This is a genomic window from Duganella sp. CF458, assembly GCF_900113115.1.
Classification (GTDB): Bacteria; Pseudomonadota; Gammaproteobacteria; order Burkholderiales; family Burkholderiaceae_D; genus Rugamonas.
This window is the reverse complement of the sequence record NZ_FOOF01000006.1, coordinates 298,418-312,912: the sequence shown is the minus strand read 5'-3', so window position 1 is coordinate 312,912 and position 14,495 is coordinate 298,418. Positions and strand designations below refer to the sequence as shown.

Genomic DNA, 14,495 nt, shown 5'->3' with positions numbered 1-14,495 from the left:
ATGCTCAGAACTCGACATTCAGATTGAAGCCAGTGGCAACGCTGGCGGTGCGGAAGGCGTGCGGCTTGCTTACCGGTTTGCCCGCGAAGAAGTCGGCACTCAGGCCGCCGAACTGGCCGCGCCAGCCAAGGGCAGCGCCGGTCAGGTGGGTGCCGCGCAGCAGCGCCGCAGAGGGGCCGGAAACTGCGCCGTGGTCCAGCGCGAAGTACAGCTGGTGGCGGGTCTCGGGGATGGTCCAGTTCAAGTCATTGCGCAGCAGCCAGCCGCGTTCTGCCGAGAGGCTGGCTTCACCGTCGAAGCCGCGCACGGTGTAACGGCCGCCGATCGAGAAGCGGTCCTGCGGAATCAGTTTGGTGCGGTTCCACTGGCGGCGCCAGGCAGCCTGGTAAGACAGGGACTTTGTCAGCGGCCAGTTCAGCGTGAAGTCGGCATTGAAGATGCGCGGGCGCGCCGTGCCTTCGCCGAAGGCCTCTTCCTGCGCGGGCAGGCTGCCGTAGGAGCTGGTGCCGAGCTTCCAGGTCAGGTTGCTGTCCAGGGTGGCGGGGCCAATGAATTCCTTGTGCGCGATACCTGCCACGAAGCCGGCCATGCGGCGGCGCTGCACTTCCACTTCCATGTCGTCGATGTAATTGCGGCTGCCGCGCTGGTAGGTGCGCAGCGACAGCGTGGTCTTGCGGGTGGCGTCACGGTACACCAGGCGCGAGAGCTTCAATTCGGCGGTATTGCTGGTGCCTCGATAAATATAGTCCTGGAAGGCACCGGCCACCGTCTGGCGGTAACGGTAATCGTTCAGTTGCAGCGAGAGCAGCCAATAGTCGAACGGCACCGAGTAATGCAGGGCATAGCCGCTGGTGCCATATTCGCCGCCCGGGCTGTCACCCGGCACGTTGCGATTCAGGGTCAGGTAGAACAGGTCTTGCAAGCCGAAAGGATTATCTATTGAGAGTGTGAGCCCGCCCTGGTAGGTGCCGGTCGAGCGGCTGCCGCTGTCGTCCACCGATGCGCTGAAGCGATAGGCGCGGCCGCCCTTCCACTTCACCTGTAGGTCGCTTTCGCCAGGCTGCTCGCCGGGCACGATTTCGATATCGGCCTGCGCACCCGGTACGCGTTTCAGGTTCTCCAGCGCTTGCTCGATATCGCGCAGGTTGAGCAACTCGCCAGCCTGCACCGGCAGCGCGTTGTTGAACGCCGGCTGCTGCTCCGGATAGCGCAGCGCGCGAACGCGGCCCGGCACCAGTTTCAGGTGCAGCTCGCCACTCAGCAAATCCTGCGGGGCCGCCAGCACGCGGGCGGTAACATAGCCCTGGGCCACCAGTGCGTTCTGGACCTCTCCAACGAGGACGTTGATGCCGGCGCTGCCAAGGCAACGGCCAAGCGCACCGTCGGCGGCTGCCAGCGCCCATTGGAATTGACCGGCCAGTTCGCCTTCCAGGAAGACGCGGCGGATCGGGAAGCACGGCGACTCGTTCTCCGGCCAGGCTGCCTGCGCCGAGCTGGTGTCGCGTTGCAGGCGCACGTCCGGCTTGGCCTCGTCCTGGCGCGCGCGCTCGCGCTCACGCTGCTCCTGGCGCTGCAGTTCCTGGTTTGCCAACGCAGGATCGACCTGCGCGAACGCAGGCAACGCTGCGCCAAGGCCAATCGCAATCTGCGCGGCCAATTCTATTCTTTTACACAACATCTATTTCTCTTGGGTATTTTTTTGCAGCCCAAAAGTATAGCTGTGTATCTCTCGTAACGAGATGTTTCGCTTATATATATTTATTATTTGGTGATAGATATGCGGCACTAAGATGGGGTTTCGTGACAATTGGAGAGAATTAATCTGGTTAAAATCTCCCCAAGCCCCCTGCAATAATCACAAATTCCATAAAATCAATGACTTGTGGTTAATTTGAAGAGTGCCTCTACTATTGGAGTACCGCCCCCTCAAACCAGCGTCGGATAGTCGGTATAGCCTGCCGCGCTGCCGCCGAAGAAGGTGTTGCGGTCGGCGGCATTGAGCGGGGCCCTGGTCTTGAGGCGGGTGACCAAATCAGGATTGGCCAGCACCATTTGGCCGTAAGCCTCCAACTGCGCCAGGCCGGATTCGACGTCGGCGCCGATCTGCTCGCGCGGGCGGCCGGGGCGGTTCAGCACCAGGGTACCCGTCCACAGCTTGCGGATATCGGTCAGCAGCGCTTCGTCGCCCTGGTGCATGATGTGCAGGTAGGCCAAGCCAAGCTTGTCCAGTTCCGCGACCAGGTAGCGATACAACGTCGGGCCTTCCGTGCCCTCGTCTATGCCCCACAGCGTGATGCCGGGCGACAGGCGGATGGCGGTGCGGTCGGCGCCGATTTCATCTGCGATGGCCTTGGCGATCTCGATGGCAAAGCGCGCGCGGTTGACGATGGAGCCGCCATATTCGTCGTCACGCATGTTTGCGCTCGGCGCGAAGAACTGCTGCACCAGGTAGGCGTTGGCGCCGTGGATTTCCACGCCGTCGGCTCCCGCTTCGATTGCGCGGCGGGCGGCCATGCGGAAGTCGTCCACGGTCTGGCGCACTTCGGCGGTGCCGAGCGCGCGCGGCACTGGAATCTCCTGCATGCCGGCCGGAGTGAACATCGGCGTATTCGGCGCAATGGCGGAAGGTGCAACGCCCTGCCTGTGGTGCGGCGTATTGTCCGGATGGGACATGCGGCCCGCATGCATCAACTGCATGAACAGGCGGCCACCCTTGGCATGAACGGCATCCGCCACCTTCTTCCAGCCCGCCACATGGGCATCGGTATGGATGCCCGGCGTCGTCAAATATCCCTGGCCGTCTTCCGAAGGCTGGGTGCCCTCGGTCACGATCAGGCCCATGCCAGCACGCTGCGCATAGTATTCAGCGGCCAGGTCGCCCGGCGTGCCGTCGTACTGCGCGCGACTGCGCGTCATCGGGCCCATGGCGAGGCGGTTGGCCAGGGTATAGCGGCCCACACGGACGGTATCGAACAGTTTGCTCATTTCGTTTTCCTGCAAGTGATTGGAGATACGCCATCATCCACCACCTTCGAAATGAGATAAATATGGTAAATTGCAGAACATTGATCCATGGATGGAGCAATCAGTGGAGTATTTGAACGACATGGCCTTGTTCGTGGAAGTGGTGAAGGCCAAGGGATTTCGCGGTGCAGGGGAAGTGCTGGGCATTCCGAATTCCACGATTTCGCGCAGGATCGCCGCCCTGGAAAAGTCCATCGGCCTGCGGCTGCTGCATCGCACGACCCGCAAGATCGAACTGACGGAAGCTGGCCAGATCTATTTCGAACGCTGCAAGCGCATCATTGATGAAGCGCGCCTGGCGCACGAACAACTGGGCGGCATGCTGGCGCAACCGACCGGCGTGCTGCGCGCCTCGCTGCCGGTGGATTTTGCGCAGACCTATCTCGCCCCCTTGATCGCGGAATTCGCGCAACACTATCCCGGCATTACATTTGACCTGGACCTGACGCCGCGCCGCGTTGACCTGGTCAGCGAACCGTATGACGTGGCGATACGCATGGGGGAACTGGCTGATTCGCAGTTGATCGCGCGCCAGCTTGCCCTGTTGACGCCCAAGCTGTATGCCTCGCCCGGCTACCTGGCGCAGCATGGCGAACCGGCCGATCCGGCCAGCCTCGCGCAGCATTCCTGTTTGGGATTGGTGAAGTCCAGCACCTGGACCCTGCTCGATGGCGAGCAAGGCGTGCCGATCGCTGTCAGCAGCCGCTTTGCCATCAACAGCGTTGGCCTGATGCGCCGCATGGCGACGCTCGATATGGGGATCATCCTGCTGCCGGACGAAATCGTCGCCGACGATGTCGCGGCAGGACGCTTGCAGCGCATCCTGCCGCAATGGCATGGCAAGCCCACGCCCGTGTACGCCCTGACCGAGACGCGGCTGGTCCCGGCCAAGACGCAACGCTTTATCGAGTTCCTGCGAGAGCGGCTGGCGGCACCGGGCTGATTTCCTCCTTGCGGCCATAGGCCAGGCGGTATAGCAAGGGCAACAGCAGCAGCGTCAGCGCGGTCGAGGACAACACGCCGCCAATCACCACGGTCGCCAGCGGACGCTGGACTTCCGCCCCGGTGCCGGTCGCAATCGCCATCGGTACGAAGCCGAGCGATGCCACCAGGGCCGTCATCAGCACCGGCCGCAGGCGCACCAGCGCGCCGTTGCGTACCGCGTCGGCCAGCGGCTGTCCTTGCTCGCGCAGGCTACGGATGAAGGAAATCATCACCAGCCCGTTCAGCACCGCCACGCCGGAAAGCGCGATAAAGCCGACCGCCGCCGATATCGACATCGGAATGCCGCGCATCCAGAGTGCGAAGATACCGCCGGTCAGCGCAAACGGAATGCCGGTGAACACCAGCGCGCCATCGCGGGCATTGTTAAACATCAGGAACAGCAGCGCGAACACCAGCGCCAGCGATGCCGGCACCACCACCTTCAGCCGTTGCGCGGCGTTTTGCAGGTTTTCGAATTGCCCGCCCCAGGCCAGCCAGTAACCGGCCGGCAGCTTCACGCCCTTCAGGATCGCTTGCTGCGCTTCTTCGACGAAAGAGCCGATATCGCGGTCCTGCATATTGACCGTGACCACCACGCGGCGCTTGCCCTGCTCGCGGCTTAGCTGGTTCGGGCCGGGCGCGGTATCGAAGGTGGCGATTTCGGCCAGCGTGACGTAGGCCGGCCGGGCGCCCTCTTTCTTCGGCAGCGGCACCGGCAGGCGCTTGAGCAGTTCGATATCCGAGCGCAGCGTTTCCGGCAAGCGCACCACGATGTCGAAACGGCGGTCGCCTTCGAACATGGCGCCGGCTTCGCGGCCCGCCGTGGCGGTGGCGATCAATTCCTGCACTTCGGCGACGTTCAAGCCAAGGCGTGCGGCGCGTTCGCGGTCGACCTGGATCTGCAGCATTGGCAGGCCGGAGGTCTGTTCGACCTTGACGCCGGAGGCGCCCGGAATCTTGCCGAGGATGGCGCCAATCTCGGTGGCTTTCGCATTCAGCACGTCGAGGTCGTCGCCGAACACCTTCACCGCCACATCGCTGCGCACGCCGGAAATCAGCTCGTTCACACGCAACTGGATCGGTTGGCTGAACTCATAGCTATTGCCGGGCAATTGTTCCAGCGTGGTGCGGATGGCTGCCAGCAGTTCCTCGCGGCTGCGCTTCGGTTTCGGCCAGTCCTTTTCCGGCTTGAGCATGATGTAGCCGTCCGATATACTTGGCGGCATAGGGTCCGATGCGATTTCCGCCGTGCCGGTGCGGGCGAAGACGTTGGCGATTTCCGGGAACTTCGCCACCAGCGTTTTTTCGATCTGCTGCTGCATCTGCACCGATTGGCCGAGGCCCGTGCCGGGAATGCGCACGGTCAGCACGGCGAAGTCGCCTTCGTTCAGGTTGGGCACGAACTCGGTGCCCAGGCGCGTTGCCAGCAGCACGGACAGGGCCAGTAGCAGGCCGGCGGCGGAGAACACCACCGGGCGGTTGGCCATCACATAGTCCAGCAGCTGGCCATAACGGCGCTTGGCCGCCAGCATCAGGCGCCCCTCTTCTTCGCTCACCGGCTTGTTCATGAACAGGGCCACGGCGGCCGGCACGAAGGTAATCGACAGCAGCATTGCGCCCAGCAAGGCCGTGACAACGGTGAATGCCATCGGATGGAACATCTTGCCCTCGATCCCGGACAGGACGAAGATCGGCAGGTAGACGATCATGATGATCAACTGCCCGAACAGCAGCGGCCTGCGCGCTTCATGTGCCGCAGCGAAGACTTCAGCAAAGCGTTCATCGCGCGTCAGCGGCCTTCCGGCGTCATGCTGTGCATGCGCCAGCCGCCGCACGCAGTTCTCCACGATCACCACGGCGCCATCGACAATGATGCCAAAATCGAGCGCGCCGAGGCTAAGCAGGTTGGCACTGACATTGTTGGCCACCATGCCGGTGAAGGTGAACAGCATCGACAGCGGAATCACCATGGCGGTAATCAGCGCCGCGCGCAGGTTGCCGAGGAAGAGGAACAGCACACCGATCACCAGCACCGCGCCTTCCAGCAGGTTGCGCTTGACGGTGTCGATTGCCTTTTCCACCAGCACGGTGCGGTTGTACACCGGCGTGGCCGAGACGCCGGCCGGCAGGCTGCGGTTGATGTCGACCATCTTCTTCTCGACCGCCAGCGCCACCGCGCGGCTGTTTTCGCCGATCAGCATGAACACGGTGCCCAGTACCACTTCGCGTCCGTTGCGGGTAGCGGCACCGGTGCGCAGTTCCGCGCCGACACCCACCGTTGCAACGTCGGCCACGCGCACCGCCACGCCGTCGATGGTGGAGACTACGATATTGCCGATGTCGGCGACCGACTTGAGCTGCCCCGGGGCGCGCAGCAGGTACTGTTCGCCCTCTTTCTCGATGTAGCCGGCGCCGACGTTGCCGTTATTGCGCTCCAGCGCTGTCACCACGTCCGACAGGTTCAGGCCATACGACGCCAGCTTGGCGGGTGTCGGTGCGACCAGGTATTCCTTGTCGTAGCCGCCGATCGAGTTGATCTCCGTCACGCCGGGCACGTTGCGCAACTGCGGCTTGATGATCCAGTCCTGGATTTCGCGCAGGTCGGTCGGCGTGTAAGGCGTGCCGTCCGGCTTGCGTGCATCCGGCGCCGCGTCCACCGTCCACAGGTAGATTTCGGACAGGCCGGTGGCGATGGGGCTCATGGTTGGCGTCAGCCCTGCCGGCAACTGGCCGCGCGCGTCCTGGATGCGCTGGCTGATCAACTGGCGGGCGAAATGGATGTCGGTGCCGTCCTTGAACACCACCGTGATCTGCGACAGGCCGTAGCGCGACAGGGACCTGGTCTGCTCCAGGCGCGGCAGGCCCGCCATCAGCGATTCGATCGGGAAGGTGATGCGCTGCTCCACTTCCAGCGGCGAATAGCCGGCGGCGGCGGTGTTGATCTGCACCTGGACATTGGTAATGTCCGGCACGGCGTCGATCGGCAGTTTCTTGTAATTGACCGCGCCCAGCACGGCCATGGCCAGCACGGCGAACATGACCAGCCAGCGGTGGCCGATGCAAGCCTGGATAATTCTGCTTAACATGGCGGCTCCTTAATCTTCATGCTCGGCAGCGCCCTTGCCCTGCTCCGCCTTGATGGTGAAGCTGTGGGCGGCCGCGTAGCGGGCCTCCTTGCGCAGGCCGGAAGTGATCTCCACCAGCTTGCCGTCGGAACGTCCGACCGTGACCGGCACGGGCGTGAAGGCCTGGCCGTCGCGCTGGAACACCACCTGCGTGCCGTTCAGGACTTGCAGCGCTTCCTTTTCCACGGCGACCGGCACTTCGGCCGAACCGGTGACCACGTCGACGTCCACGAACAGGCCCGGACGCCAGGCCAGCTGCGGATTCTCCAGCACCACGCGGGCGCGCGCGGCCCGGGTCTGTTCGCCGATCAAGGCACTGACGAAACTCACCTTGCCTTTGACTGCGGCGCCGGAGGCAGCCGAATGCAGCACGGCATCCGTGCCGACCTTGACGATCTCGAGGTCCTTGGCCGGCACCACCACTTCCGCCCATACCTGGCGCAGGTCGGAAACCGTGAATATCTTGGTTTCCGCGCCAATCGCCTCGCCCACGGCAATATGCTTGTCGACGATCAGGCCATCGAACGGCGCACGAATTTCCAGGCGGTTGAAAGGGCCCTTGCCCGAACTGCCGGCGCCGATCGCCACCAGCTTCTGGCGCGCATTCTGCACGGCGATGGTGGCTTCATGCCATTCCTGTTCAGCCTTCAGGTAGTCCTGGCGTGCGGAGACCTTGCCTTCCCACAGCTTCTTTTCGGCCTCGTAGACCGATTGCGCCAATGCCGCACGCTTTTCCGCCGCTGCCAGCCCGCTGCGCTGCTCCGACACGTCGGCGCTGGCGACGATTGCCAGCAGCTCGCCCTTGCGTACCTGCTGGCCAAGATTGGCCTGCACTTCCTGCACGATTCCATCCACGCGCGGCGTGACGTGGGCCGTGCGGTCTTCGTTCAGTTTGACTTCGCCCGGCAGGCGAACGAACGTTTCCAGGCGCGCGGCGCCGGCCGTGCGCAGCTGGATGTCGGCCGCCGCAACCTGGGCGTCGGTAAAGGCAATCGGCAGTGCGCCGCCGGTGGTGGCTGTGCCGGCCGGGTGCTCGTCATGGTGTTCGCCGGCCTCGGCATCGGCCTTCGTCGAAGGCGAGATGCGCTCCCAGCCCAATACGCCTCCCGCAAACAGGGCTGCAGCGGCCACCATGGCCGCAATCGTGATTTTCTGACGCTTGTTCATTTTGAATCCTTGGTATCCAGGTTGCCGACCAGCTTTGCCAGGTCGGCCCGGGCGCGGTAGAAGTCTGAAATGGCCCGCAGGTGCTGGCCCTGGGCCTGCACCCAGGTGCGTTGGGCATCGAGCACTTCCACGTAATTGAACTTTCCGGCTTCAAAGCCTTTCATCGCCGCCTCGGCCGCGTATTGGGCGCCCGGCAGTACGTCCTCGCGCACCAGGCGCTCCTGTTGCGTGGCTGCCTGCATACGGGCATGGGCCTGCATTGCCTCCGCCCGAATGCGCTGGCGGGTTGCTTCCAGTTCCGCGCGGGCCTTGTCCGTGCGGCGTTCGGCCGCCAGGATCGCGCCCTGGTTGCGGTTGAACAGCGGCAGCGGGACGGACAGGCCGATGATGTTCTGCCGCACGCGGTCACGCTCCGGCCCTTCGCTGCGCTTGCTGCCGACGATCAGCGAAACATCGGGCACCCGTGCGGCGCGCTCCATGCGCAGCGATGCCGCGCCAGCGTCGACTTCCGCGACGGCCCGCTCGATGGCGGGCGCGGAGGCGATCAAGCCCTCCAGCTGCGCGCCGTGGAGCCCGGCTTCGGCCGGCGAAGCTGGTGCCGCCAGGTTCACGAGCTCGCGTCCCGTATCGCCAAGCAGGCTGGCCAGCTTGATGCGCGCCTCGTCCAGTTCGCGCTGGGCCGTCACGCCTTCCATGCGCCAATTGGCCTCGGCCACCCGTGCCCGCGCTTCTTCGACCGGCGACACCTTGCCGGCCAATACGCGGCGCGCCGCCGCATCGCTGGAGCGGCGCCCGGTTTCGCTGACCTGCGCGGCCAGGGCGACGTGCTGCTGGGCGAGGTAGGCCTGTTGATAGGCGGCGACCACTTCCGCCTCGATCCGCGCCCGGCCAACGGCCAGGTCCAGCGCCGCCGCACGGCTGCCGGTCCGCGCCGCCTCCATGCGGGCGGCACGTTTGCCGCCCAGTTCAAGCGGTATCGATAGCTGGACGGTCGAAGATCCGCCTTCGCTGGTTTTCCCTTCGCGCAGATAGTCCAGCGAAGGATTGGGCAGCAGCGACGCCTGGCGTCCGGCCGCGTCGACGGCCGACGCTTCCAGCGCCAGCGCCTGCAGTTCCGGGTTGCTTCGCCGCGCACGTTCCAGTGCCTCGGCAAGCGTCAATGATGGTTGCGCCCACGCCGGGGCCATGCAAATGGCCGCCAGCAAAGGCACGCAAATAGCTTTCACGATGTTGCTCCTTGATGATTGATGGGGGACGGCCGCATGCAGCGGCCGGATCAATCAGCGGAGCCTGTCGGGACGCGGAGGAATATCCGGGATAAAGGAATGGATAGGCGGCTCCGGCGAAGGCACCGGAGCGATCGAATCGGCTTGCTGGCGCCCGTCGGCCAGGGTGGCGACAAACGGCGCGTGGGAATGGTGGCAGAAATCGCACTGCGTGCAGCAGGCGCTGTCCGAGCCTTGCGTATCGGCCGCCGAGGCAACGTGCTCTTCGAGTTGCGTTACCTTGATTTTCAGGCAGCAGCTATCCGTTGCCGCCAGGGTCGCCTGGAGCGGCAGCACCAACAACAGCAGGATAACGAGAAAGCGCCGGATATTCATGAAACCGGATTATAGCAACTAACGGTAGCGGCGTAGCAGACGATCGATCGTGCCGTCGGACGCCAGGCCGCCAATGGCGCGCTGGACCTCGCTAAATGGGATGCCGGACTTCTGCGAGAACGCGCACTGCGCCTTGAATGGATCGAATTCGAAATCGATGCGCAGCTTGTGCTGGGGGCCGGAACGCATCAGGTATTCAGCCGTCATGCGTCCCATGATCGCGTACTGCATGCGTCCGTGCTGGATTTTCGAGATATTCAATTCCATGGAAGGTGCGTCTTCGCGAACGAAGGCCCTTCCAAGTGCCGCATCGATCATCGAATAGGAATAGCCAAGCACCGTGCCGACCGGTTTGTTCGCCATGTCCGACAGGGACCTGATTGCAGGTGCTTCCGGGCGGGATACCAGTACGCCCGAATCGGGCATCAAGGGCTGGCTCCAGTTGAATGGGCCAGGCAGCCAGCGCGGCAGCACATAGCAGACGCCATCGGCACGGCCGCTTGCCAGGTAATCGGAAACCCGCTTGGCCGGCACGCTGATATAGCGGGCTTGCCGCCCCATTCGTTGCGCAATGCTGTCGCCCAGGTCCTTGAGCAGGCCGTCGGCCAGCTCCCCGTCCTGGAAACGGGACAGCGGCATATTGTGGTTGGTCGCCGCTATAAAGACCATCTCCCCCTGGCCAGCAACTGCTGCAGGGCTCAAGGCAAGCAGCAGGCAGAGTGGCGCAAGACGAGAACGTAACATAAAGACATGATATCAGACAGGCTTGACCCAAGTCATGGATTGCGCGCAGCGATCAGGGGCACACTTGTGTCAACACCAACACAGGAGGACATCATGTCTTACCGCACCATCGTAGTCCATGCCGACCGCGCAGCCAATGCCGAAGCCCGCATCGCATTGGCAGCGGCCATCGCGCTGCGCGAGGAAGCCCACCTGGTCGGCGCCGCGATGACAGGCATGCCGCGCTCCATGCTCGCCGGCCGCAATTACGAAGGCAGCGGCGTATTCCTGGCCGACTACCTGCGCCGTGCCGAAGAGCGTGTGCAACAGGCGCTGGAACAGTTCAAGGGCATCGCGGAGCGCCTTGGCGTTCCTTCGTTTGAAGCGCGCAGCAGCAATGACGACGAATATGCAGGCCTGTGCATGCAGGCGCGCTACGCCGACCTGCTCGTACTGGGTCAGGCCGCCGCCGCAGACAGCAATGAGGACAGCCTGCTGCCGGACTTGCCGGATTACGTACTACTGAATTGCGGCCGCCCGGTGCTGCTGGTGCCGCGCACCGGACGCTTTCCGACCATCGGCAAGCGCGTGATGGTGGCGTGGAATGGCAGTGTGGAGGCGGCCAAGGCTGTCACCGCTGCCCTGCCCTTGCTGCGCGGTGCCGAGCAGGTAACGCTGGCGGTGCTGGGCGACAGTGCGGACACCCTGGGTGAATCGCCCGGTGCCGATATCGCCCTGTACCTTGCCCGGCACGGCGTGAAAGTGGAAGTCCTGCGCAGGGCTGAGCCGGCCGATCCCGGCAAGGCCATCCTGTCGCTGGCGGCCGACTTCAACGTCGACCTGCTGGTGATGGGCGCCTACGGCCATAGCCGCTTCCGCGAGATGATGCTGGGCGGCGCCACGCGCAGCATACTGGCAACTGCAACGCTGCCAGTATTGATGGCGCATTGATCAGGCGGTCAGCACGCCGCGGCGCATCTGGTCCAGCTCGATCGATTCGAACAGGGCCTTGAAATTGCCTTCGCCGAAGCCCTGGTTGCCCTTGCGCTGGATGAACTCGAAGAATACCGGGCCAAGCTGGTTTTCCGAGAAGATCTGCAGCAGCAGGTCGCCCGGCTTGCCGTCGATGAGGATCTTGCGCTCGCGCAGGGCCTGCAGCTGCTCGCCGTGGCCGGGAATGCGGCGGTCGACCAGTTCGTAGTAGGTGTCGATGGTGTCGAGCAGCTTCACGCCTGCGCCGCGCAGGCTGTCGACGGTCGCGTACAGGTTGTCGCTGCCCATGGCGATGTGCTGGATGCCTTCGCCGCGATACGCATCGAGATATTCCTGGATCTGGCCGGCGCGGTCGGTGCCTTCTTCGTTGATCGGGATGCGCAGCTTGCCGCAAGGGCTGGTCATGGCCTTCGACTTCACGCCGGTCACCTGGCCTTCGATATCGAAATAGCGCACTTCGCGGAAGTTGAACAGGCGCTCATAGAACTCGGCCCACTCGCCCATGCGGCCACGGTGCACGTTGTGGGTCAGGTGGTCGATGTAGGTCAGGCCATGGCCTTTCGGATTCTGGTCGACACCTGGAATCGGCTCGAAATCGACGTCGTAGATGCTGATGTTGCCATTGCCAGGCCAGCGGTCCACCAGGTAGATCAGCGAGTCGCCGATACCCTTGATGGCCGGCAGGTTCAGTTCCATCGGACCAGCCTTGCTTTCGAAGCCCCAGGCGCCAAGGCGCAGCGCGCGCTTATAGGCAAAGGCTGCGTCCTTCACCCGGAAACCGATGGCGCAGACGGATGGGCCGTGCAGTTCGGCGAAGCGCTGCGCAAACGAGTCCTTTTCAGCGTTCAGCAGGAAATTGACATCGCCCTGGCGATACAGGGTCACGTCCTTGCTGCGGTGGCGCGCCACGGCAGTGAAGCCCATCGCTTCGAAGGTCTTGCCCATTGCGACTGGGTCCGGCGCCGCGTATTCGATGAATTCGAAGCCGTCGGTGCCCATCGGGTTGTCCCACAGGGAATCGGTCATTTGCTGTCTCCGGAAAAGTGTGTAGATAACGGATATACTACGCACTGATACTGGATTTTTTGCGCATTATGCACACTTGGCGCAGTCAAATATGCGCATTCTGCGCACGACATAAGGACCTGATGATGATTACCGTCGACCGCCACGACCTGTCCCTGCTGAACGAACTCCAGCGCAATGGGGAGGCGACCAACGCCGCCCTGGCGGAAGTGCTGCATTTATCGGTGTCGCAGGTGGGGCGGCGCGTGCAGCGCCTGCGGGAGGCCGGCATCATCGACCACTATGCGGCCGTGCTGGAACCGTCAACCGTGGGGCTGGACGTGATGGCCTTCGTGCATATCACGCTGGACCGGCATGGCGAGAAGCGCGGCGACGCCTTCGAGAAGGCGATCCGCGACGTGCCGGAAGTGATGGAATGCTTTTCCGTGACCGGCGAAGCGGACTATGTGGCGCGCGTTGTCTCGCACGACCTGGCCTCGTTCGCCGACCTGATGATGAAAGAGCTCCTGCTGCTGCCCGGCGTGGTGAACGTCAAATCCAATATCGCGCTGAAAAAAATCAAGCAGTCCACCGTGCTGCCGCTGGAGCATATCGTGCGGCCGAACCCGCGCAAACAGCGCATCGAGTTCGCCCGCAGCTAGGAGTTACTTCACTTCGAGCGAGGTGACGGTCATTGCGCCGTTCGCGCTTTCCACGGTGAAGCGCACTTTATCGCCTGCTTTCACCTTGTCCAGCATGGCCGCATCCTTGGCGCGGAACACCATCGTCATCGCGCCCATGCCCAGGTTCTTCAGCTCGCCATGCTTGATGGTCAGCTTGCCGGAAGCCTTGTCGACCTTCTTGATTTCGCCGTCGGTCGTGTCGGCGGCAACGGCTTGCTGGGCGTGGTCCGTGGCCGAATGTTGTGCCAGCGCGGGTCCGCCCGCCACGCATGCCACCGCCAGGATCGCCGCTTGCAGGGTGGTGGTAAATACTTTCATTTGCTCTCTCCTTTGATTTAATCGATCAACGACTTCACCATTATTTTACCGTCCGGTGCGGCGGCCTCTTGCCGTACCAGCAGTTGCGTCGCCTTCGCCAGCCAGAATTTGGCGACAGTGCCCGGGCGGTTGTAGTCGGTGGTCAGCAGCCAGCAGTCGACTGCCCCTTGCGGTCCCTGGATGGTTTCGCTGCCCACCACCTTCCAGGTATAGCGCGCCGGTGCCGGGCCGCCGGGATGATAGAACATGATGGTCGCTTCATAACCTGCCGCCAGCGGCAAGGCCTGCAGGAATTCGATATCGGTCTCGAAATTGAAGGTCGGCTCGTAGGCGGTGAAATCGTAGTCTTCCACCGTGCGCTTGCCTTCCTTCTCGCGGATGCGCTGGTGCGTGCGCGGCTTGAAGGTGTCCTTGTCGAACCAGGAGTCGAGCAATACGAGGCTGTTGTTAAAGCCATCCCACCGTTGGCGGATGTGCATCCCTTCCGGCGCCTGCCGCACTTCGCGCGTCCAGATATCGATTGGCGTATTGACCTCGCCATTGCGCACATAGCGCAGCCAGTGGTGCGTGCCCTCCTTCACCATCGCGATGCGCGGCAGCGGCGAACCGACCTTGATCTCGGCCGCGCCGGCGGAAGCGCAACCCAGCGCAAGGATGAACAGCCAGCGTTTGTGCATAACCCAGTCTCCTTAAAAGTCATGCAATTATGCCAGCGCTGCCACTTATTTGCGCAGCAGGATTTTTCGCAGTCAAATCATGACCTTAACGCGCGGCTCCTTTCCTTGTTAACAGACTTTTCCACAGAAACCGTTAACAAGTTGGGGACTTGTGTTAGCTTGACGAACCCATAACACGTGACAAGCTGATTCCAT

General features: G+C 63.2%; 13 protein-coding genes. 3 read left to right on the top strand and 10 right to left on the bottom strand.

The annotated features are described in order from the left end of the window. Positions 1-4: 4 nt before the first annotated feature. Together BM269_RS11980 and BM269_RS11975 are read right to left on the bottom strand one after the other, a co-directional pair. Positions 5-1,657, bottom strand: a complete 1,653-nt coding sequence (locus BM269_RS11980; RefSeq protein WP_229204611.1) for a ShlB/FhaC/HecB family hemolysin secretion/activation protein — start codon at positions 1,655-1,657, stop codon at positions 5-7. A 269-nt stretch (positions 1,658-1,926) separates the two neighbouring features. Continuing rightward, positions 1,927-2,985 (bottom strand): alkene reductase, encoded by a 1,059-nt coding sequence (locus tag BM269_RS11975; protein WP_090437231.1) that lies wholly within the window; start codon positions 2,983-2,985, stop codon positions 1,927-1,929. 103 nt (positions 2,986-3,088) lie between these two features. Between BM269_RS11975 and BM269_RS11970 the strand changes: the two genes are divergently transcribed. Further along, entirely contained in the window at positions 3,089-3,967 is an 879-nt protein-coding gene (locus BM269_RS11970) for a LysR family transcriptional regulator (RefSeq protein WP_170860355.1), read from the top strand. On the opposite strand, the gene BM269_RS11965 is transcribed toward BM269_RS11970, so the two are convergent. Genes BM269_RS11965 through BM269_RS11945 form a run of 5 tightly spaced genes read right to left on the bottom strand, consistent with a single transcriptional unit; the run spans position 3,927 to position 10,645 of the window. After that, on the bottom strand, positions 3,927-7,094 hold the full coding sequence (locus BM269_RS11965; protein ID WP_090437229.1) for an efflux RND transporter permease subunit: 3,168 nt from the start codon (positions 7,092-7,094) through the stop codon (positions 3,927-3,929). The genes BM269_RS11970 and BM269_RS11965 overlap by 41 nt on opposite strands. Before the next feature lie 9 nt (positions 7,095-7,103). After that, on the bottom strand, positions 7,104-8,300 hold the full coding sequence (locus BM269_RS11960) for an efflux RND transporter periplasmic adaptor subunit (RefSeq protein WP_090437228.1): 1,197 nt from the start codon (positions 8,298-8,300) through the stop codon (positions 7,104-7,106). Then, complete coding sequence (locus BM269_RS11955; protein ID WP_229204610.1) at positions 8,297-9,526, bottom strand: TolC family protein; 1,230 nt, start codon at positions 9,524-9,526, stop codon at positions 8,297-8,299. The genes BM269_RS11960 and BM269_RS11955 overlap by 4 nt, the downstream gene beginning before the upstream one ends. A 54-nt stretch (positions 9,527-9,580) precedes the next feature. Next, positions 9,581-9,901, bottom strand: coding sequence for a hypothetical protein (locus tag BM269_RS11950; protein WP_090437227.1), 321 nt, complete (start codon positions 9,899-9,901; stop codon positions 9,581-9,583). 18 nt (positions 9,902-9,919) lie between these two features. Beyond that, on the bottom strand, positions 9,920-10,645 hold the full coding sequence (locus BM269_RS11945; RefSeq protein WP_090437226.1) for a substrate-binding periplasmic protein: 726 nt from the start codon (positions 10,643-10,645) through the stop codon (positions 9,920-9,922). Between the two features lie 93 nt (positions 10,646-10,738). On the opposite strand from BM269_RS11945, the gene BM269_RS11940 reads away from it, so the two are divergent. Beyond that, positions 10,739-11,575, top strand: coding sequence for a universal stress protein (locus BM269_RS11940; RefSeq protein ID WP_090437225.1), 837 nt, complete (start codon positions 10,739-10,741; stop codon positions 11,573-11,575). Here the strand turns inward: BM269_RS11940 and hppD are convergent, their stop codons facing one another. Next, positions 11,576-12,643: a 4-hydroxyphenylpyruvate dioxygenase gene (gene hppD / locus BM269_RS11935; RefSeq protein WP_090437224.1), complete on the bottom strand. Its 1,068-nt coding sequence runs from the start codon at positions 12,641-12,643 to the stop codon at positions 11,576-11,578. A gap of 122 nt (positions 12,644-12,765) precedes the next feature. Between hppD and BM269_RS11930 the strand changes: the two genes are divergently transcribed. Then, positions 12,766-13,284, top strand: a complete 519-nt coding sequence (locus BM269_RS11930) for an Lrp/AsnC family transcriptional regulator (protein WP_229204609.1) — start codon at positions 12,766-12,768, stop codon at positions 13,282-13,284. 3 nt (positions 13,285-13,287) lie between these two features. Here BM269_RS11930 and BM269_RS11925 read toward each other — a convergent pair whose 3' ends face one another. After that, the gene (locus BM269_RS11925; RefSeq protein WP_090437223.1) at positions 13,288-13,623 is read right to left on the bottom strand and encodes a copper-binding protein; all 336 of its coding nucleotides are present in this window, start codon (positions 13,621-13,623) and stop codon (positions 13,288-13,290) included. 17 nt (positions 13,624-13,640) lie between these two features. Then, entirely contained in the window at positions 13,641-14,300 is a 660-nt protein-coding gene (locus tag BM269_RS11920) for a DUF3108 domain-containing protein (RefSeq protein WP_090437222.1), read from the bottom strand. Positions 14,301-14,495 lie beyond the last annotated feature (195 nt).